At 66.0% G+C, this 17,654-nt stretch carries 30 protein-coding genes; all 30 read right to left on the bottom strand.

Annotation, left to right across the window (positions count from 1 at the left end; genetic code table 11):
- Positions 1 to 5: 5 nt before the first annotated feature.
- Positions 6 to 1,445 (bottom strand): DegQ family serine endoprotease, encoded by a 1,440-nt coding sequence (locus tag D3218_RS09335; RefSeq protein WP_119539748.1) that lies wholly within the window; start codon positions 1,443 to 1,445, stop codon positions 6 to 8.
- Positions 1,446 to 1,546: 101 nt separating this feature from the next.
- A complete protein-coding gene (locus D3218_RS19720) occupies positions 1,547 to 1,717 on the bottom strand; it encodes a hypothetical protein (protein ID WP_168990470.1) in 171 nt (56 codons plus the stop codon).
- A 231-nt stretch (positions 1,718 to 1,948) separates the two neighbouring features.
- Complete coding sequence (locus D3218_RS09330) at positions 1,949 to 2,965, bottom strand: NAD-dependent epimerase/dehydratase family protein (protein WP_119539746.1); 1,017 nt, start codon at positions 2,963 to 2,965, stop codon at positions 1,949 to 1,951.
- Positions 2,966 to 3,048: 83 nt separating this feature from the next.
- On the bottom strand, positions 3,049 to 3,471 hold the full coding sequence (gene rplQ, locus D3218_RS09325) for a 50S ribosomal protein L17 (protein ID WP_119539745.1): 423 nt from the start codon (positions 3,469 to 3,471) through the stop codon (positions 3,049 to 3,051).
- A 144-nt stretch (positions 3,472 to 3,615) separates the two neighbouring features.
- Positions 3,616 to 4,635: a DNA-directed RNA polymerase subunit alpha gene (locus tag D3218_RS09320; RefSeq protein WP_119539743.1), complete on the bottom strand. Its 1,020-nt coding sequence runs from the start codon at positions 4,633 to 4,635 to the stop codon at positions 3,616 to 3,618.
- A 137-nt stretch (positions 4,636 to 4,772) separates the two neighbouring features.
- Positions 4,773 to 5,162: a 30S ribosomal protein S11 gene (gene rpsK, locus D3218_RS09315; RefSeq protein ID WP_039192607.1), complete on the bottom strand. Its 390-nt coding sequence runs from the start codon at positions 5,160 to 5,162 to the stop codon at positions 4,773 to 4,775.
- Positions 5,163 to 5,279: 117 nt separating this feature from the next.
- Positions 5,280 to 5,648, bottom strand: a complete 369-nt coding sequence (gene rpsM / locus D3218_RS09310; RefSeq protein WP_061936338.1) for a 30S ribosomal protein S13 — start codon at positions 5,646 to 5,648, stop codon at positions 5,280 to 5,282.
- 182 nt (positions 5,649 to 5,830) lie between these two features.
- Entirely contained in the window at positions 5,831 to 6,424 is a 594-nt protein-coding gene (locus D3218_RS09305; RefSeq protein WP_119539741.1) for an adenylate kinase, read from the bottom strand.
- On the bottom strand, positions 6,421 to 7,764 hold the full coding sequence (gene secY, locus D3218_RS09300; RefSeq protein ID WP_119539739.1) for a preprotein translocase subunit SecY: 1,344 nt from the start codon (positions 7,762 to 7,764) through the stop codon (positions 6,421 to 6,423). Before secY ends, D3218_RS09305 begins: the two co-directional genes overlap by 4 nt.
- Before the next feature lie 203 nt (positions 7,765 to 7,967).
- Positions 7,968 to 8,444, bottom strand: a complete 477-nt coding sequence (gene rplO, locus D3218_RS09295; RefSeq protein WP_119539901.1) for a 50S ribosomal protein L15 — start codon at positions 8,442 to 8,444, stop codon at positions 7,968 to 7,970.
- Positions 8,445 to 8,460: 16 nt separating this feature from the next.
- Complete coding sequence (rpmD, locus tag D3218_RS09290; protein WP_119539900.1) at positions 8,461 to 8,664, bottom strand: 50S ribosomal protein L30; 204 nt, start codon at positions 8,662 to 8,664, stop codon at positions 8,461 to 8,463.
- 65 nt (positions 8,665 to 8,729) lie between these two features.
- The gene (gene rpsE, locus D3218_RS09285; RefSeq protein WP_062016722.1) at positions 8,730 to 9,281 is read right to left on the bottom strand and encodes a 30S ribosomal protein S5; all 552 of its coding nucleotides are present in this window, start codon (positions 9,279 to 9,281) and stop codon (positions 8,730 to 8,732) included.
- Positions 9,282 to 9,422: 141 nt separating this feature from the next.
- Positions 9,423 to 9,785, bottom strand: a complete 363-nt coding sequence (gene rplR, locus D3218_RS09280) for a 50S ribosomal protein L18 (RefSeq protein WP_119539738.1) — start codon at positions 9,783 to 9,785, stop codon at positions 9,423 to 9,425.
- 10 nt (positions 9,786 to 9,795) lie between these two features.
- Positions 9,796 to 10,329, bottom strand: coding sequence for a 50S ribosomal protein L6 (gene rplF / locus D3218_RS09275; protein WP_119539736.1), 534 nt, complete (start codon positions 10,327 to 10,329; stop codon positions 9,796 to 9,798).
- A 44-nt stretch (positions 10,330 to 10,373) separates the two neighbouring features.
- Positions 10,374 to 10,772 (bottom strand): 30S ribosomal protein S8, encoded by a 399-nt coding sequence (gene rpsH, locus D3218_RS09270; protein WP_119539734.1) that lies wholly within the window; start codon positions 10,770 to 10,772, stop codon positions 10,374 to 10,376.
- 12 nt (positions 10,773 to 10,784) lie between these two features.
- Complete coding sequence (rpsN, locus tag D3218_RS09265; protein ID WP_119539733.1) at positions 10,785 to 11,090, bottom strand: 30S ribosomal protein S14; 306 nt, start codon at positions 11,088 to 11,090, stop codon at positions 10,785 to 10,787.
- A 21-nt stretch (positions 11,091 to 11,111) separates the two neighbouring features.
- On the bottom strand, positions 11,112 to 11,669 hold the full coding sequence (gene rplE / locus D3218_RS09260) for a 50S ribosomal protein L5 (protein ID WP_119539731.1): 558 nt from the start codon (positions 11,667 to 11,669) through the stop codon (positions 11,112 to 11,114).
- Positions 11,662 to 11,985, bottom strand: coding sequence for a 50S ribosomal protein L24 (gene rplX / locus D3218_RS09255; RefSeq protein WP_119539729.1), 324 nt, complete (start codon positions 11,983 to 11,985; stop codon positions 11,662 to 11,664). The genes rplE and rplX overlap by 8 nt, the downstream gene beginning before the upstream one ends.
- Before the next feature lie 12 nt (positions 11,986 to 11,997).
- On the bottom strand, positions 11,998 to 12,366 hold the full coding sequence (gene rplN / locus D3218_RS09250) for a 50S ribosomal protein L14 (protein ID WP_055885514.1): 369 nt from the start codon (positions 12,364 to 12,366) through the stop codon (positions 11,998 to 12,000).
- Positions 12,367 to 12,433: 67 nt separating this feature from the next.
- Positions 12,434 to 12,679 (bottom strand): 30S ribosomal protein S17, encoded by a 246-nt coding sequence (gene rpsQ / locus D3218_RS09245; protein WP_055885512.1) that lies wholly within the window; start codon positions 12,677 to 12,679, stop codon positions 12,434 to 12,436.
- A gap of 12 nt (positions 12,680 to 12,691) precedes the next feature.
- Complete coding sequence (gene rpmC / locus D3218_RS09240; protein ID WP_119539727.1) at positions 12,692 to 12,892, bottom strand: 50S ribosomal protein L29; 201 nt, start codon at positions 12,890 to 12,892, stop codon at positions 12,692 to 12,694.
- Between the two features lie 11 nt (positions 12,893 to 12,903).
- The gene (gene rplP, locus D3218_RS09235; RefSeq protein WP_055885507.1) at positions 12,904 to 13,317 is read right to left on the bottom strand and encodes a 50S ribosomal protein L16; all 414 of its coding nucleotides are present in this window, start codon (positions 13,315 to 13,317) and stop codon (positions 12,904 to 12,906) included.
- Positions 13,318 to 13,343: 26 nt separating this feature from the next.
- Complete coding sequence (gene rpsC / locus D3218_RS09230; RefSeq protein WP_119539726.1) at positions 13,344 to 14,072, bottom strand: 30S ribosomal protein S3; 729 nt, start codon at positions 14,070 to 14,072, stop codon at positions 13,344 to 13,346.
- Positions 14,072 to 14,458, bottom strand: a complete 387-nt coding sequence (gene rplV, locus D3218_RS09225; protein ID WP_055885501.1) for a 50S ribosomal protein L22 — start codon at positions 14,456 to 14,458, stop codon at positions 14,072 to 14,074. The genes rpsC and rplV overlap by 1 nt, the downstream gene beginning before the upstream one ends.
- Positions 14,459 to 14,460: 2 nt before the next feature.
- Positions 14,461 to 14,739, bottom strand: coding sequence for a 30S ribosomal protein S19 (rpsS, locus tag D3218_RS09220; protein ID WP_061936381.1), 279 nt, complete (start codon positions 14,737 to 14,739; stop codon positions 14,461 to 14,463).
- 12 nt (positions 14,740 to 14,751) lie between these two features.
- Complete coding sequence (gene rplB / locus D3218_RS09215) at positions 14,752 to 15,588, bottom strand: 50S ribosomal protein L2 (RefSeq protein WP_119539724.1); 837 nt, start codon at positions 15,586 to 15,588, stop codon at positions 14,752 to 14,754.
- 25 nt (positions 15,589 to 15,613) lie between these two features.
- A complete protein-coding gene (locus D3218_RS09210; protein ID WP_055885492.1) occupies positions 15,614 to 15,907 on the bottom strand; it encodes a 50S ribosomal protein L23 in 294 nt (97 codons plus the stop codon).
- Entirely contained in the window at positions 15,904 to 16,524 is a 621-nt protein-coding gene (rplD, locus tag D3218_RS09205; RefSeq protein ID WP_119539722.1) for a 50S ribosomal protein L4, read from the bottom strand. Before rplD ends, D3218_RS09210 begins: the two co-directional genes overlap by 4 nt.
- A complete protein-coding gene (gene rplC / locus D3218_RS09200) occupies positions 16,524 to 17,240 on the bottom strand; it encodes a 50S ribosomal protein L3 (protein WP_119539720.1) in 717 nt (238 codons plus the stop codon). Before rplC ends, rplD begins: the two co-directional genes overlap by 1 nt.
- A gap of 63 nt (positions 17,241 to 17,303) precedes the next feature.
- The gene (gene rpsJ, locus D3218_RS09195; RefSeq protein WP_006205468.1) at positions 17,304 to 17,612 is read right to left on the bottom strand and encodes a 30S ribosomal protein S10; all 309 of its coding nucleotides are present in this window, start codon (positions 17,610 to 17,612) and stop codon (positions 17,304 to 17,306) included.
- Positions 17,613 to 17,654 lie beyond the last annotated feature (42 nt).

Raw genomic sequence — 17,654 nt, 5'->3', positions numbered from 1 at the left:
GCTCCTCAGCGAACCGACTGGACGAGCCGCTGCCCGTTCCGGTCCACCTCGATGCGCCATCCCCGCTGCCCCTCGCCCGCCTGCTCCTCGAGTTCCTCGGTGGATTCGAGATCGCGGCCGTTGATGCTGGCGATGACGTCCTTGGGTCGCAGGCCGAACCGGGCGGCGGGGGAATTGCGCTCAACCTCGGTGACGACGACGCCCGTCGCCGTCTGCGGCATCTCCAACTCTCCTGCCAGGCGCGGCGACAGGTTGGCGACCGTCGCGCCCGCGAAGGGCGTGCGCCCGTCCAGCGTGCGCAGGTCGCGCGGCGGATCCTCCGGCGCGGCCTCCAGCGCGAGCCGCACGCGTTCGTGCTGGCCATCACCCGCCATCACCTCGAGCTCCGCCTCGCCGCCGAGCCCGGCGGTCGCGAGCCGGTATCCCAGCGTATCGGGGTTGTCGATCGGGAAGCGGTTCATCGAGAGCACGACGTCGCCTTCCCGAAGGCCCGCCTCGTCGGCGGGCGTTCCGCGGCGCACGGTCTGGACCAGCGCCCCGGTCGGGCGGTCGAGCCCCAGCGCCTCGGCGATGTCGGCGGTGACCGGCACGAAGCCGGCTCCCACATAGGGGCGCTCGAACGGCCGGCCCGCGCGAGCGGCGTCGGCGAAGGCGCGCACCATGTTGGAGGGGATGGCGAAGCCGATGCCGTTGGAGCCGCCCGACCGCGAGAAGATCGCCGTGTTGACGCCCACGAGCTCGCCGCGCATGTCGACCAGCGCCCCGCCGGAATTGCCGGGATTGATCGCCGCATCCGTCTGGATGAAGTAGCCGACGTCGTTGACGCCGACATGGGTGCGCGCCAGCGCCGACACGATGCCGTTGGTCACCGTCTGGCCGATACCGAACGGGTTGCCGATGGCCAGCACGAGGTCGCCGATCTGGGTCGTGTCGGAATCGGCGATGGCGATGCTGGGAAAGGGTTCGTCGCCCTCGATCTTCAGAACCGCGAGATCGGCCTGCTGGTCCTTGGACAGGACGCGAGCGTCGAACTCCCGCCCGTCGGCGAGCGCGACGCGCACCTCCTCGGCATCGGCGATCACATGGTGGTTCGTCACGATCAGCCCGGTCGGATCGACGATCACCCCGGAGCCCAGCGACGACTCGCGCCGGGTGCGCCCCTCGCCCCGGCCGAAGAACTGCTCGAAGAACGGGTCGCCCGCGAAGGGAGTGCGAACCGGCACCTGCCTCGCGGCGTAGACGTTGACAACGGCGGGTGCGCTCTTGCGCACGAGGGGCGCGAAGCTGAGCCGCACCTCGGCGTCCGACGTCGGCACGCGCTCGGCGGGAGCGGCAGGAGCGATCGGCGTGGGCGCCGGCGGCGACTGCGCGCCGGCGAGGGAAAGGGATGCCGCAAGGGCGAGCGTCGCGACGCCCGAACCGAGGATCAGCCTGCCGTACTGCATTGTCGTTCGCCTCGAAGATCGAATCGGACCCGACGTATCGCGCCACGATCCAACGAAAAAAGGGCCTTTCGGCCCTTTTTCCTGATTTCCCCCGGTGTGGCTTAGCGCGTCAGCACGTCGTGCTGCGTCTCGGCGGCCGCGGGTGCCGGCAGTTCCGCGGTCGCATAGCTCACGGTCAGGATACCGAAAGCGAACAAGGCCCCCAGAAGGGTCAGCATGGTACGACGCATCGAGAACTCGCTCGTGTGGGTGGCAGCGGTCCGATTTTCCATGATATCCGTTTAATCCGTCTAAACTCGCCGCCAAGCCGCTCGGCGATCGTCCCTATTCGCCTGGAAAATGCCGCAAACCACCAAAGGTTGCGTGGCGCTTGTCCAAACTTGCATGGAGCTGGCTTCGCGGCTCCTATCGCATGGGGTCACCCCGCCCCGCTATCGCGGCCGGGCAACACCCACAGGATATGCGAGCCGTTCTACGAGGCGGAGCGTTTCGCTCCGATGTCGTCAGACGCAACGGTGCCGCAACAGGCTTTCGCCAAGGGCCACCACGGCTTCGCGGACCGGAATGAAGCGCAGGTTCAAGAGCTCGCGCGCCGGCGCCGTATCGATCTCCTTCGCCCGCCCGACGTCCTCGGCCAGCATCGCGAGGCCGGGAGACAGGAGCGCCCCCGCCCGGAGCAAGGCGGACGGCAGGCGCCTGCGCGAGATGCGTCCGCACCGTTCGGGGAATGCCCGAGCCAGGATGTCGGCGATCTCGGGAAGCGATGGGGTTTCGGGCGCAGCCAGCAGGAACCGCCGCGATTCGGGAACGTCGAGGGCGCGCACATGCGCCCGCGCGACGTCGCGAACGTCGACCGAAGGGATCGACACGTCAGGCAGCAGCGGCAGCCACCCTTTCATGATGGTGGCCACGATCTGCGCGGAAGTGCCGAGGCGCGAATCGAGCAGCGGTCCCAGAACGAGCCCGGGATTGATGGTGGAGATCGCCAGTCCCGTCTCGCGTGCGACATCCCAGGCGTGCAGCTCGGCGACAGTCTTCGAGCGCGCGTAGGACGACACGGCGGCGCTCGCGAGATTGGTCACGTCGGCCTCGCCGAACGGGCGCACGCGGTCGCGAGGATGGCCGTAGAAGACGGCCGCCACGGACGAGGTGACGATCGCTCGTTCGGCGCTGCTGCGAGCCGCCGCGCGCAGCACGAACTCCGTGCCTCGGCGGGCGATCGACACGATATCGTCGGCACGGCGCGGTTGGATCAGCGGAAAGGGCGAAGCGGTATGGAGGACGAAGCGGCAGTCGCGCGTCGCCGCGTCCCACCCCGCCTCGGACCCGAGATCGGCTTCGGCAAACTCGCAACGCCCGGCGTCCTCGCCGACGTCCCGCACGACGCGCAGCACCTCGTCGGCGCGCAGGCTGCCGCGCACGGAGCCGCGCACGTCGAACCCGGCGCGCAGCAGTTCCAGCACCACATGCTTGGCGATGAAACCGGAAGCCCCGGTCACCAGGACCCTGTCGCGTGCCATGCCCTCGCCTCCGTGGCCCGTCGGTTCTTCAAAACAGAAAAGGGGCCGTCAGGCCCCTTTTTGGTCTTTGAGTGCGGCGCCGTTCAGGCGGCCTCGGTCTCGGCTTCCGCCTCCAGGCGGGCGCGGTCGGCGGCGCCGCGGGCGCTCACGTCGCGCTCCACGAACTCGATCACCGCGAGCGGCGCGTTGTCGCCGCGGCGGAAACCGGCCTTCAGGACGCGGCAGTAGCCGCCGTTGCGGCCGGCGTAGCGCGTGGCCAGCGCGTCGAACAGCTTGCGGACGGCCGCCTCGTCGCGGATCTGGCTGATCGCCTGGCGGCGGGCGTGCAGGTCGCCGCGCTTGCCGAGCGTGATCAGCTTCTCGACGATCGGGCGAAGGTCCTTCGCCTTCGGAAGCGTCGTCACGATCTGCTCGTGCGTGATGAGCGATGCCGCCATGTTCGCGAACATCGCCTTGCGGTGCTCGTGGGTGCGGTTGAGCTTGCGGCCGGAATTGCCGTGGCGCATGGGTCTTCTCCTCGATCAGGTCCGGCGCGTCGCCGGGGTCGGCATCCTCGCATCCCGACTTCGCGCCGGTGCATGTGCCTTTGAATCTTTGGGCTCAGGCGAAGCGCCCGCCACCTGCGTGGCGAGCGCCGTTGTCGGGTCGGATCAGTACTGATCCTCGTAGCGCTTGGCCAGATCGTCGATGTTCTCCGGCGGCCAGGCGCTGACTTCCATGCCGAGGTGCAGGCCCATCGAGGCCAGCACTTCCTTGATCTCGTTCAGCGACTTGCGGCCGAAATTCGGAGTGCGGAGCATCTCCGCCTCGGTCTTCTGGATCAGGTCGCCGATGTAGACGATGTTGTCGTTCTTCAGGCAGTTGGCCGAGCGGACCGAAAGCTCCAGCTCGTCCACCTTCTTCAGAAGCGCGGGGTTGAAGGCGAGCTCGGCGATCTGCTCCTCGGCGCCGCGCACCTCGCGCTGCGGCTCCTCGAAGTTGACGAAGACCGAAAGCTGGTCCTGCAGGATGCGCGCGGCATAGGCCACCGCGTCCTCGCCGCTGATGGAGCCGTCGGTGACGATCTCCATGGTCAGCTTGTCCTTGTTCAGGTCCTGCCCCTCGCGGGTGTTCTCGACCTTGTAGGACACCTTCTTCACCGGCGAGAACAGCGCGTCCACCGGGATCAGCCCGATCGGCGCATCCTCGGCGCGGTTCTGGTCGGCGGGCACGTAGCCCTTGCCGGTGTTGACCGTGAACTCCATGCGGATCTCGGCGCCCTCGTCCAGGGTGCAGATCTCGTGCTCGGGGTTGAGGATCTCGATATCCCCGACGGTCTGGATGTCGCCGGCGGTCACGACGCCCGGGCCCGACTTACGGAGCACCATGCGCTTCGGGCCGTCGCCCTGCATGCCGATCGCGACTTCCTTCACGTTCAGCACGATGTCCGTCACGTCCTCGCGCACGCCCGCGATCGAGGAGAACTCGTGCAGCACGCCATCGATCTGGATGGCGGTTACCGCGGCGCCCTGAAGCGACGAGAGGAGGACGCGGCGCAGGGCGTTGCCGAGCGTCAGCCCGAAACCGCGCTCCAGGGGCTCGGCCACGAGCGAGGCCTTCGTGCGGCCGCCGCCGCTCTTGAAGACGACCTGGTTCGGCTTCGTGAGGTTCTGCCAGTTGCTGGCGATCATGTCGCTTGCCTTTCAGCTACCTCGCCACCATCCAATCGTGGCGAAAGGTCTCCATGGGAAGGATCGGCTTCCCGAATACGGCGAAAGCCGCGCAGCCCGACCGGGGCTGCGCGGCGTCTTCTCGAATGCGCGCGCGCTTAGACGCGGCGCTTCTTGCGCGGGCGCACGCCGTTGTGCGGGATCGGCGTCACGTCGCGGATCGACGTGATCGTGAAACCCGCCGCCTGAAGCGCGCGCAGGGCCGACTCGCGGCCCGAACCCGGACCCGACACCTCGACCTCGAGGGTGCGCATGCCGTGCTCCTGCGCCTTCTTCGCCGCGTCCTCGGCGGCGATCTGGGCGGCGAACGGCGTCGACTTGCGCGACCCCTTGAAGCCCTGCGCGCCGGCGGACGACCAGGCGATCGTGTTGCCCTGCGCGTCGGTGATGGTGATCAGGGTGTTGTTGAAGGACGAGTTCACGTGGGCGACGCCCGAGGTGATGTTCTTCCGCTCGCGACGACGGACGCGCTGCGCTTCCTTGGCCATTTTCTTTTCCTTGGATCTCGACACCGCCGTAATGCCGGCGGCTCCACCGGCCGGCGGGCGACGAGCCCCCGGCCTAAAAACACGTGCCCCGCCCCGGCAACTGCCGGGTGCGGCGAATTACTTCTTCTTGCCGGCGATCGCCTTGGCCGGACCCTTGCGGGTGCGGGCATTGGTGTGCGTGCGCTGGCCGCGAACCGGCAGGCCGCGACGGTGGCGAAGGCCGCGGTAGCAGCCCAGGTCCATCAGACGCTTGATGTTCATCGAGGTCTCGCGACGCAGGTCACCCTCGACGCGGTAGTCCCGGTCGATGAGCTCGCGAATCTGGAGCACCTCGGCGTCGGACAGCTCGTTCACGCGGCGCTCGGCCGAGAGATTCGCCTTGTCCATGATCTCCTGCGCGAAGCGCGGGCCGATGCCGTGGATGTACTGAAGCGCGATCACGACGCGCTTGTTGGTGGGGATGTTGACGCCTGCAATACGGGCCAAGATAAGCCTCCTTTGGTCGCGGATCCGCCACGACACTGATGTCCACGACCCTTCCGGGCCGCTCCGAAACGCCAAGCGATCGAGCGCAAACGCCCAAGCGTATGCGTCGATCGCCCGATGATGCGCGAATTGGGCCGGTCCTTATAAGATTCCCGGCCGGTTAGTCAACCGTCAACGCGTGCCTAGGCGCCGACCCGGCCCTTGAGCGCGTCCTCGATCTCGGCCGTCACGCTGTCGACCGGCGCCATGCCGTCGATCTGCCGCAGGAGGCCGCGATCGCGATAGTAGGGCGACACCGCCGCCGTGGCCTGGCGGAACTCGCGCAGCCGCCGGTGAAACACTTCCGGCGTGTCGTCCTTGCGGACGGGCAGACCGGCGGAGGCCGTCTCGCGCGCGCGCTTCTCGATCCGTTCGACCAGCCGCTGCTCGTCGACCTTGAACTCGATCACCGCGTCGATCGCGAGCTTGCGCTCCTGGAGCATGCCCTCCAGCGCGCTCGCCTGCGCCACCGTCCGCGGGAACCCGTCGAGCACGAACCCCTTGCGCGCGTCGTCCTGGTCGATGCGGTCGGCCACGATGCCGATCACGATCTCGTCCGAGACGAGTTGGCCCGCATCCATGACGGCCTGGGCGCGACGACCGATCTCGGTGCCCTTCGCCACGGCCTCGCGGAGCATGTCGCCCGTCGAAAGCTGCGGAATACCATGCCGTTCGACAAGCCGTTGCGCCTGAGTCCCCTTCCCCGCTCCCGGGGGGCCCAGCAGTATGACCCTCATCGAGTTCCTCGCCTTCCTCCGCGCAGCTTCGCCTTCTTGACGAGGCCTTCGTATTGATGAGCCAGCAGGTGCCCCTGCACCTGGGCCACGGTGTCCATCGTCACCGACACCACGATGAGAAGCGACGTTCCGCCGAGGTAGAACGGAATACCGGCAGCCGAGATCAGGATCTCGGGAAGCAGACAGATCACCACGAGGTAGATCGCGCCGACCACCGTGATGCGGGTCAGGACATAGTCGATGTAGTCCGCCGTACGCTCGCCTGGGCGAATGCCGGGGATGAAGCCGCCGTGCTTCTTGAGATTGTCCGCCGTGTCCTTCGGATTGAAGACGATGGCGGTGTAGAAGAAGGCGAAGAACGCGATCATGCCGGCGTAGAGCAGCATGTAGAGCGGCCGCCCGTGCCCGAGCGACGCGATGATCGCCGTCGCCCAGCCGGGAAGCGAGCTCGTGTCGGAGAAATTCGCGATCGTCACCGGCAGGAGCAGTAGCGACGAGGCGAAGATCGGCGGGATCACGCCGGCGGTGTTGAGCTTCAGCGGCAGGTGCGACGTGTCGCCCTGGAACATGCGGTTGCCGACCTGGCGCTTGGGATACTGGATCAGCAGCCGACGCTGGGCACGCTCGAAGAACACGACGCCCGCGATGCAGACCACCACGACCACCGCGACGATCAGGATGATCGCGGTGGACAGAGCCCCGGTCCTCCCGAGCTCCAGAAGGTTGGCGAGCGCCGACGGCAGGTTGGCCGCGATGCCGGCGAAGATGATGAGCGAGATGCCGTTGCCGATGCCGCGCGCGGTGATCTGCTCGCCGATCCACATCAGGAACATGGTGCCGCCGACCAGCGTGATGACGCTGGACAGGATGAAGAAGGCACCCGGATTGGTGACGATGCTGCTGGTCGACTGAAGACCCGCCGCGATGCCGTAGGCCTGCACGGTCGCCAGCAGCACAGTGCCGTAGCGCGTGTACTGGTTGATGACCTTGCGCCCCTGCTCGCCTTCCTTCTTCAGGGCCTCGAGCGACGGAATCACCGACGTCATGAGCTGGATGATGATCGACGCCGAGATGTACGGCATGATGCCGAGCGCGAAGATCGCCATGCGTCCGACGGCGCCGCCCGCGAACATGTTGAAGAGGCCGAGAATGCCGGTCGACTGCTGGTGGAACGCCTGCGCCAGCGCCTCCGGGTCGATGCCGGGCATCGGGATATAGGTGCCGAGCCGGTACACCAGCAGCGCGCCGAGGGTGAACCAAATGCGCTTCTTCAGGTCTTCCGCCTTCGAGAAGGCCGAGAAGTTGAGGTTTGCGGCGAGTTGTTCCGCGGCCGATGCCATGTCTGCGCTCTCTCCGGATGGTCCGACACGGGCAGCCCGAAACGCTTCGGGCCGCGCGGACGATTCCGACACGTTCGTGACGTTATGTAGAAGGGCCTAGCGGCGCGAATTACAAGACAAATTCGCCCACCGGTCCGCGCCACACGAAAAAAGCCGCCCTCTCGCCGAGGGGCGGCTTTCGTTTCTTCGCCGCAGTGCGGCTGTCAGGCTTCCGCCGCCGGCTTCTCCGGAACGGTGAGCGTGCCGCCCGCCTTCCCGACCTTCTCGACCGCGGAGCGCGAGGCGCCGTCCGCGACGATCGTCAGCTTGGAGGACACCTCGCCATCGCCGAGGATCCGGACGCCGTCGCGAGCGCGACGGACGAGACCCGCGGCCTGCATCGCGGCCAGGTCGATCGTCGCCTTCGCGTCCAGCTTGCCGGCCTCGATCGCCTTCTGGATCTTGTCCAGCGAGACGATGTTGAAGTCCTTGGCGAAGATGTTCACGAAGCCGCGCTTCGGAAGGCGACGATAGAGCGGCATCTGGCCGCCCTCGAAGCCGTTGATGGCGACGCCGGAACGGGCCTTCTGACCCTTCACGCCGCGCCCGCCCGTCTTGCCCGAACCCGAACCGATGCCACGGCCCAGACGCTTGCGCGAATGGGTGGCGCCGTCCTTGTCGGCGATCTCGTTGAGCTTCATCTCGTTCACTCCCGGCTCACTGGCCGTCGACGACGCGGACGAGGTGGCTGACCTTGGCGATCATGCCACGGACCGAAGGCGTATCCTCCAGCGTCCGAACGCGGTGCATCTTGTTCAGCCCGAGGCCGATCAGCGTGGCACGCTGGTCGCTCGGACGGCGGATCGGGCTTCCGATCTGTTCGACGGTGATCGTCGAGCCCTGGGTCTGGGTCTTGGCCATCATTCGGCTCCTCAAATCTGGACGACGGGCGGCAAGCGCGGAAAAGGCGCGCTCGCGTTCAGCCATCAGTCCTCAGCGCCGACCAGGTCGCGGCGGCGCGCCTGGAGCGTCGAATACTTGATGCCGCGACGGGCAGCGACATCCTTCGGATGCATCTGTCCCTTCAGGGCGTCGAAGGTGGCGCGAACCATGTTGTAGGGGTTCGACGAGCCGAGCGACTTGGCGACCACGTCGTGCATGCCGACCGCCTCGAACACCGCGCGCATCGGACCGCCCGCGATGATGCCCGTACCGGCCTCGGCCGTGCGCAGGATCACCTTGCCGGCGCCGTGGCGACCGTGGACGTCGTGGTGCAGCGTGCGGCCGTCGCGCAGCGGCACGAAGATCAGGTCGCGCTTGGCCGCTTCCGTGGCCTTGCGGATGGCCTCGGGCACTTCGCGCGCCTTGCCATGACCGAAGCCGACGCGACCCTTGAGGTCGCCGACGACGACGAGAGCGGCGAAGCCGAAGCGACGGCCGCCCTTCACCACCTTGGCGACGCGGTTGATGTGGACCAGCTTGTCGACGAAGCCGTCATCCCGCTCTTCGCGGTCGTTGCGTTCATTACGAGGCGCCATATCCTGTCCTTGTTTTTTTCCGGAGGCGTCCTGGGGAAGAGTGCCGCCCTGGCGGCACCCGGCTTAAAGCACGACGCGGCCGGCGGGGAAACCCCGCCGGACCGTGTTCATGCCGAGGATCGGCGGCCCGAGGGCCGGCGATTAGAAGTTCAGACCGCCCTCGCGAGCGGAGTCGGCCAGCGCCTTGATGCGGCCATGATAGATGAACGCGCCGCGATCGAACACGACGTCGGTCACGCCGGCTTCCTTGGCGCGCTGGGCGACCAGCTTGCCGACGGCGGCAGCCGCCGCCACGTCGGCGCCCGTCTTCAGCTCGCCACGAAGACCGACATCGAGCGTCGAGGCCGCGGCCAGCGTGCGGCCGGCGGCGTCGTCGATGATCTGCGCGTAGATGTTCTTCGACGAACGGTGGACCGACAGGCGCGGACGCCCGTTCGCCACCGCCTTGATCGAACGGCGGACGCGGGATGCGCGGCGCCGGAGGAGTTCCTTCTGCGTTGCCATGTCCCGAGCCTTACTTCTTCTTGCCTTCCTTACGGACGATCTTCTCGCCCGCGTACTTCACACCCTTGCCCTTGTAGGGCTCGGGACCGCGATACTCGCGGATCTCGGCAGCCACCTGACCGACCTGCTGCTTGTCGATGCCGGTGATCACGATCTCGGTCGGCTTCGGCACGGCGATCGAGATGCCTTCCGGAACCGGGTAGAGAACGTCGTGGCTGAACCCGAGAGCCAGCTGCAGGTTCTTGCCCTGCATGGACGCGCGGTAACCGACGCCGGAGATCTCGAGACGCTTCTCGAAACCATCCTTCACGCCGGACAGGATGTTGACGATCATCGTGCGGGACATGCCCCACTTCGAGCGCGCATCCTTCGAGTCGTCGCGCGGATCGACCTTGATCGCCCCGTCTTCCATTTTCACGAGCACTTCGTCGTTCACCACGAACGAAAGCTCGCCCTTCGGGCCCTTAGCCCGGACGGTCTGACCGTCAACCGAGGCGGTGACACCGCCCGGGACGGCAACCGGCTTCTTGCCAATACGAGACATCTGAGAACCTGTCCGTTGATCGCTTGGGAGACCTCGATGCCGCGTCAGAAGACGCGGCAGAGGATCTCGCCACCGACGTTCTGCTCACGAGCGGCGTGGTCCGCCATGACGCCCTTGGGGGTCGACAGCACCGAGATGCCGAGACCGTTGGCGACGTGCGGGATCGTCTTCGCCGAAACGTAGACGCGACGGCCGGGCTTCGACACGCGGGAGATCTCCTTGATGACGGGAGCACCCTCGTAATACTTGAGCTCGATGTTGAACTCGGCCGTGCCGTTCTCGAACTTGGTCTCGGAATAGCCGCGGATGTAGCCCTCGTCCTTGAGGACGTCCAGGACGCGAGCGCGCAGCTTGGACGCCGGGGTGGCGACCGTGGACTTGCTCCGCATCGTAGCGTTGCGGATACGGGTCAGCATATCGCCGAGAGGATCGGAAAGTGCCATTGCAGTGCCTCCTTACCAGCTCGACTTGACGATGCCCGGGATCTGCCCGGTGTTGCCGAGATCGCGAAGCGCGATACGGCTCATCTTCAGCTTGCGATAATAGGCGCGCGGACGGCCCGTCACCTCGCAGCGATTGCGCACGCGAACCTTGGAGGAGTTGCGCGGCAACTCGGCCAGCTGGAGCTGGGCGCGGAAGCGCTCCTCCATCGAGGCATCCTGGTTCGTCGTGATCGCCTTCAGCGCCTCGCGCTTGGCCGCATATTTCGCGACCAGCTTCTGCCGGCGCTTGTTCTTCTCGATGGCGCTCTTCTTGGCCATAACTTTTCCTTTCGCCTGCCGTTACTGGCGGAACGGGAAGTTCAGCGCCTTCAGAAGGGCGCGGGCTTCCTCGTCGGTCTTCGCCGTCGTACACACGATGATGTCCATGCCCCACATCTGATCGACCTTGTCGTAGTTGATCTCGGGGAACACGATATGCTCCTTCAGGCCCATGGCGAAGTTGCCACGGCCGTCGAAGCTCTTGGGGTTGAGGCCGCGGAAATCGCGCACGCGGGGCAGAGCGATCTGCACCAGGCGATCCACGAACTCGTACATGCGCTCCTTGCGAAGGGTGACCTTCGCGCCGATCGGCATGTTCTCGCGCACCTTGAACCCGGCGATCGAATTGCGGGCGCGCGTGATGACGGGCTTCTGACCGGCAATCTTCGCCAGGTCGTCGGCCGCGATGGACGGCTTCTTGGAGTCGCCGGTGGCCTCACCGACGCCCATGTTGATCACGACCTTGTCGAGACGCGGCACTTCCATCTCGTTGGAGTACTTGAACTCCTCGAGAAGCTGCTTGCGGATCTCGTCGCGGTAGACCGCCTTGAGCCGGGGCGTGTAGCTGGTCTCAGCCATCGATCTGTTCTCCCGAACGCTTGGCGACACGCACCTTCTTCGCGTTCTCGCCCTCGCCGACAACCTTGAAACCGACGCGGGTCGGCTTGCCATCCTTCGGGTCGGCGACCGAAAGGTTCGAGAGGTGAATGGGAGCCTCCTTCGAGACGATCCCGGCTTCCTGGCTGGCGGTCTGCTTCTGGTGGCGCTTCACCATGTTCACGCCGGAGACGACCGCACGGTCCTCCTTCGGCATGACCTGGAGCACCTTGCCCGAGCGGCCCTTGTCCTTGCCGGCCAGCACGACGACGTTGTCGCCCTTCTTGATCTTCTGCATCGGTCCGGCTCCTTACAGCACTTCCGGTGCCAGGGAAATGATCTTCATGTGGTTCCGGCCGCGCAGCTCGCGCGGAACGGGTCCGAAGATACGAGTTCCAACCGGCTCCTTCTTGTTGTCGATCAGCACCGCCGCATTGCGGTCGAAGCGGATCACGGAACCGTCCGGACGACGGATGTCCTTGGCCGTGCGAACCACGACCGCCTTCATCACGTCACCCTTCTTCACGCGGCCGCGCGGAATGGCCTCCTTGATCGAGACGACGATGATGTCGCCGACCGAGGCATACTTCCGCTTCGAGCCGCCCAGCACCTTGATGCACATGACACGACGGGCGCCGGAGTTGTCCGCCACATCGAGGTTTGTTTGCATCTGAATCATGTCAGGCCGCCTTCAAATCACGAGCAGCCGGGGAGCGCGGGATCACGCGCTTCACCCGAGCCTATATTCACTGAGCCGAAGCCTGAGAGGCGACGACGATCCAAGTCTTGTCCTTCGAGATCGGCTTGGTCTCCTCGATGGAGACGATGTCGCCGACCTTGTACTGGTTGGACTCGTCGTGCGCCTTGTACTTCTTCGACCGGCGAACGGTCTTCTTGAAGAGCGGATGCGTGAAGCGACGCTCCACGAGCACGACGACCGTCTTGTCATTCTTATCGGAGACCACGGTCCCCTGCAAAACGCGTTTCGGCATAGTTGACTACCTTCAGGCCTTGGCCGCGCCGGCCTTCTGGCGGGCAATGGTCTTGATCCGGGCGATGTCGCGACGGACTTCCTTGACACGAGACGTGTTCTCGAGCTGGCCCGTGGCACCCTGGAAGCGCAGGTTGAACTGCTCCTTCTTCAGCTTGCCGAGCTCGGCGGTCAGCTCGTCCTGCGTCTTGGTGGTGAGATCGGAGGCTTTCATCGAACTTCTCCTTACTCGGCGATGCGCTGGATGAACCGCGTGCGGATCGGAAGCTTGGCCGCGCCGAGGCGCAGGGCCTCGCGTGCGACGTCTTCCGCCACGCCGTCGATCTCGAACATGATGCGACCGGGAGCGACGCGAGCCGCCCAATACTCGATCGCACCCTTGCCCTTACCCATGCGGACTTCCGTGGGCTTGGCGGTGACCGGCAGATCCGGGAAGATCCGGATCCAGACGCGGCCCTGGCGCTTCATCTGGCGGGTGATCGCGCGGCGAGCCGCCTCGATCTGGCGGGCGGTGACACGCTCGGGCTCGAGAGCCTTCAGGCCGAAGGTCCCGAAGCTGAGCAACGAGCCGCCCTTGGAGTTCCCGTGAATGCGTCCCTTGAACGCCTTCCGGAACTTCGTGCGCTTTGGTTGCAACATTTCCTAATACTCCGAAACTTCGCCTATCAGGCGTGCTCGCGCTCGCGCTCACGACGACGGTTGTTGCCGCCACCGGAGTTCGAACCGTCGCCCTCGACCGCCCGACGCTCGGAAGCCATCGGATCGTGCTCCAGGATCTCGCCCTTGAAGATCCAGACCTTCACGCCGCAGACACCGTACGCCGTATGGGCTTCGGCGGTGCCGTAGTCAACATCCGCACGCAGCGTATGCAGCGGAACGCGGCCCTCGCGGTACCATTCCATGCGCGCGATCTCCGCGCCGCCGAGACGACCGCCGCAGTTGATGCGGATGCCCTCGGCGCCGAGGCGCATGGCGGACTGCACGGCGCGCTTCATGGCGCGACGGAACGCGATGCGGCGTTCGAGCTGCTGCGCGATGGACTGCGCCACCAGCGTCGCGTCGGTCTCGGGCTTGCGCACCTCGACGATGTTGATGTGCGTCTCGGCGTTGGTCATCGAGGAGAGCTTCTTGCGCAGCTTCTCGATGTCGGCGCCCTTCTTGCCGATCACGATGCCCGGACGCGCCGAGTGGATCGTGATGCGGCACTTCTTGTGCGGGCGCTCGATGACGATCTTGGAGACCGCCGCCTGCTTCAGCTCGTTGAGGAGGTACTTGCGGATCGCAAGGTCCTCGTGGAGGAGCTGGCCGTACTCGCCCGTGTTGGCGAACCAGCGCGAGTCCCAGGTCCGGTTGATGCCGAGGCGCAGGCCGATCGGATTGACTTTCTGACCCATTACGCAGCCTCCTCTTCGGCCTTCTCGCGGACGATGATCGTCAGGTGCGAGAACGGCTTCTCGACCCGGCTCGCACGACCGCGACCGCGCGCATGGAAGCGCTTCATCGTGATCGACTTGCCGACGAAGGCCTCGGCGACGACGAGCGTATCGACGTCGAGGTCGTGGTTGTTCTCCGCGTTCGCGATGGCGCTTTCCAGCGTCTTCTTCACCGTCTCGGCGATCCGCTTGCGCGAGAAGGTCAGGTCCGCGAGAGCACGGTCCACCTTCTTGCCGCGGATCATCTGCGCGACGAGGTTCAGTTTCTGCGGGCTGACGCGGATCGTACGGGCGACTGCCTTCGCCTCGTTGTCCTTCAGCACGCGCTCGGCCTTGGCCTTGCCCATTGTTACTTCCTCTTCGCCTTCTTGTCGGCGCCGTGGCCGTAATAGGTGCGGGTCGGGGAGAATTCGCCGAACTTGTGTCCGACCATGTCCTCGTTGACCGAGACCGGGATGTGCTTGTTGCCGTTGTAGACGCCGAAGGTGAGACCGACGAACTGCGGTAGGATCGTGGAGCGGCGGCTCCAGATCTTGATGACTTCGTTGCGGCCGCCGGAGCGGACCTTTTCGGCCTTCTTCAGCAGGTAGCCATCAACGAACGGACCTTTCCAGACGGAACGTGTCATGGAGTGTTTCCCTTACTTCTTGCGCTGATGGCGCGAGCGCATGATGAACTTGTCGGTCGCCTTGTTCTGGCGCGTGCGCTTGCCCTTGGTCGGCTTGCCCCACGGCGTGACCGGGTGACGGCCGCCCGAGGTACGGCCCTCGCCGCCGCCGTGCGGGTGATCGACCGGGTTCATCGCGACGCCGCGCACGTGCGGGCGGCGACCGAGCCAGACCGAACGACCGGCCTTGCCCAGGTTGATGTTCCCGTGATCCGGGTTCGACACGGCGCCGACCGTGGCGAAGCACGAGCCCGAAACGAGGCGCTGCTCGCCCGAGTTCAGGCGCAGGATCGCCATGCCCTGATCGCGGCCGACGAGCTGCGCGTAGGCGCCGGCGGAGCGGGCGATCTGACCGCCCTTCATCGGCTTCATCTCCACATTGTGGATGATGGTGCCGACCGGCATCGCCGACAGCGGCATCGCGTTGCCGGGCTTCACGTCGACGCCCGTCAGGCCCGCGACCACCTTGTCGCCCGCCGCGAGACGCTGCGGGGCCAGGATGTAGGACAGCTCGCCGTCCTCATAGCGGAGCAGCGCGATGAAGGCGGTGCGGTTCGGGTCGTACTCAAGACGCTCCACCGTGGCGACGACGTCGAGCTTGCGACGCTTGAAGTCGATCATACGGTAGGTGCGCTTGTGACCACCGCCCTGGTAGCGAGCGGTGATGCGACCCGTGTTGTTGCGGCCGCCGTTGGAATGCAGGCCCTCGGTCAACTGCTTGACCGGCTTGCCCTTCCAGAGGCCCGAGCGGTCCACGATCACCAGCTGACGCTGGCTGGGCGTGACCGGCTTGAAGTTCTTCAGTGCCATGATCTTCTATCCTCGCAGCCAGCCGTCAGAGACCGGTCGAGACGTCGATGGACTGGCCTTCGGCCAGCGTCACGATCGCCTTCTTCTGATCGCTCTGTCGGCCCGGACGGCCGCGGAAGCGCCGCACCTTGCCCTTGCGGACCAGGGTGTTGACGGCAGTGACCTTGACCCCGAACAGAGCCTCGACCGCCGCCTTGATCTGCGGCTTGGTCGCGGTCTTCGCAACGTTGAAGATCACCTGGTTGAACTCGGAGACCAGCGTCGACTTTTCAGTGATGACGGGGCTCGTGATGACGTCGTAGTGGCGCAGGTCGCTCATTTGAAGCGCTCCTCGAGGGCCTCGACGGCAGCCTTCGACAGGACAAGCGTCTGACGGCGCAGAATGTCGTAAACGTTGATGCCCTGAACCGGCAGAACGTCGATGTTCGGGATGTTGCGGGCCGAGCGAGCGAAGTTCTCGTTCAGCTGCGCGCCGCCGATGATCAGCGCGTTCGTCAGGCCGAGGCCGGCGAACTGCGACAGCATCGCCTTGGTCTTGCCCTCGCTCGAGACGAGGTCGTCGACCACGATCAGGCCGCCCGACTTGGCCTTGGCCGAGAGGGCATGCTTGAGCGCGAGGGCGCGGACCTTCTTGGGAAGGTCATGGGCGTGGCTGCGCGACACCGGGCCGTGCGCCTTGCCACCGCCGCGGAACTGCGGGGCACGGGCGGAGCCGTGACGGGCGCGACCGGTGCCCTTCTGCTTGTAGAGCTTGGCGCCGGTGCGCGCGATCTCGGCGCGGCCGAGCGACTGGTGCGTGCCCTGCTGGCGCTTGGCGAGCTGGTAGCGGACCATGCGCTGGAGGATGTCCTCGCGCGGCTCGAGGCCGAAGATCTCGTCGGCCAGGGTCACCGAGCCGGCTTCGCCGCCGGTGAGGGTCTTGATCTGGATGTCCATTACTCGGTTCCCTCGGAAGCGGCCGAAGCGCCGTTGTTGGCGGCCTGGCGCAGGGCAGCCGGCTTGGGGGCGTTCTCGGGGAGCTTCGCCTTGACCGCGTCGCGGACCAGGATCCAGCCGCCCTTCGAGCCCGGCACGGCGCCACGGATCAGCAGCAGGCCCTTGTCGGCGTCGGTGCGGACGACTTCCAGGTTCTGGGTGGTGACGCGCGTCTGGCCCATGTGGCCAGCCATCTTCTTGTTCTTGAAAACCTTGCCGGGATCCTGGCGCTGACCGGTCGAACCGTGCGAGCGATGCGACACCGACACGCCGTGCGTGGCGCGCAGACCACCGAAGTTGTGGCGCTTCATGACGCCGGCGAAGCCCTTACCGATCGACGTGCCCGTGACGTCCACGAGCTGGCCCGCCACGAAGTGGTCGGCCGTGATCTCGGCGCCCACGTCGATGAGGTTGTCGTCCGACACGCGGAACTCGGCCATCTTGCGCTTCGGCTCGACGGAAGCCTGCGCGAAGACGCCGCGCATCGCCTTGGAGGTGTTCTTCACCTTCGCGGCGCCGACGCCGAGCTGGACGGCCGTGTAGCCGTTCTTGTCCTGGGTCCGCTGACCCACGACCTGGAGGTTCTCGATCTTGAGAACCGTGACCGGCACATGCTCGCCCGCATCGTTGTAGATGCGGGTCATGCCGACCTTCTGTGCAATCACACCTGAACGCATTCTGTGTTCTTTCTTCAGAGGAACCTTAGGAGCCCGAGGGCTCGGCCGGTTCATGTCCGCTCGTTAGAGCTTGATCTCGACGTCCACGCCGGCGGCGAGGTCGAGCTTCATCAGCGCATCGACCGTCTGCGGCGTAGGATCGACGATGTCGAGGAGCCGCTTGTGGGTGCGCATTTCGAACTGCTCGCGGGACTTCTTGTCCACGTGGGGCGAGCGGTTGACCGTGAACTTCTCGATACGGGTCGGCAGCGGGATGGGCCCGCGCACGTTCGCGCCGGTGCGCTTTGCCGTCGATACGATCTCGCGGGTGGAAGCGTCGAGCACGCGGTGGTCGAACGCCTTCAGGCGGATGCGAATATTCTGGCCGTTCATTGCATTCGTCCTTCCGTCGGAGCCATGCCGGAGTGCCGGCGC

Origin of the sequence: Aureimonas flava, assembly GCF_003583935.1 — a bacterium.
In the GTDB taxonomy this organism is placed as follows: domain Bacteria; phylum Pseudomonadota; class Alphaproteobacteria; order Rhizobiales; family Rhizobiaceae; genus Aureimonas; species Aureimonas flava.
Note: the sequence above shows the minus strand (reverse complement) of the source record. Positions and strands in the feature narration are given on the sequence as shown.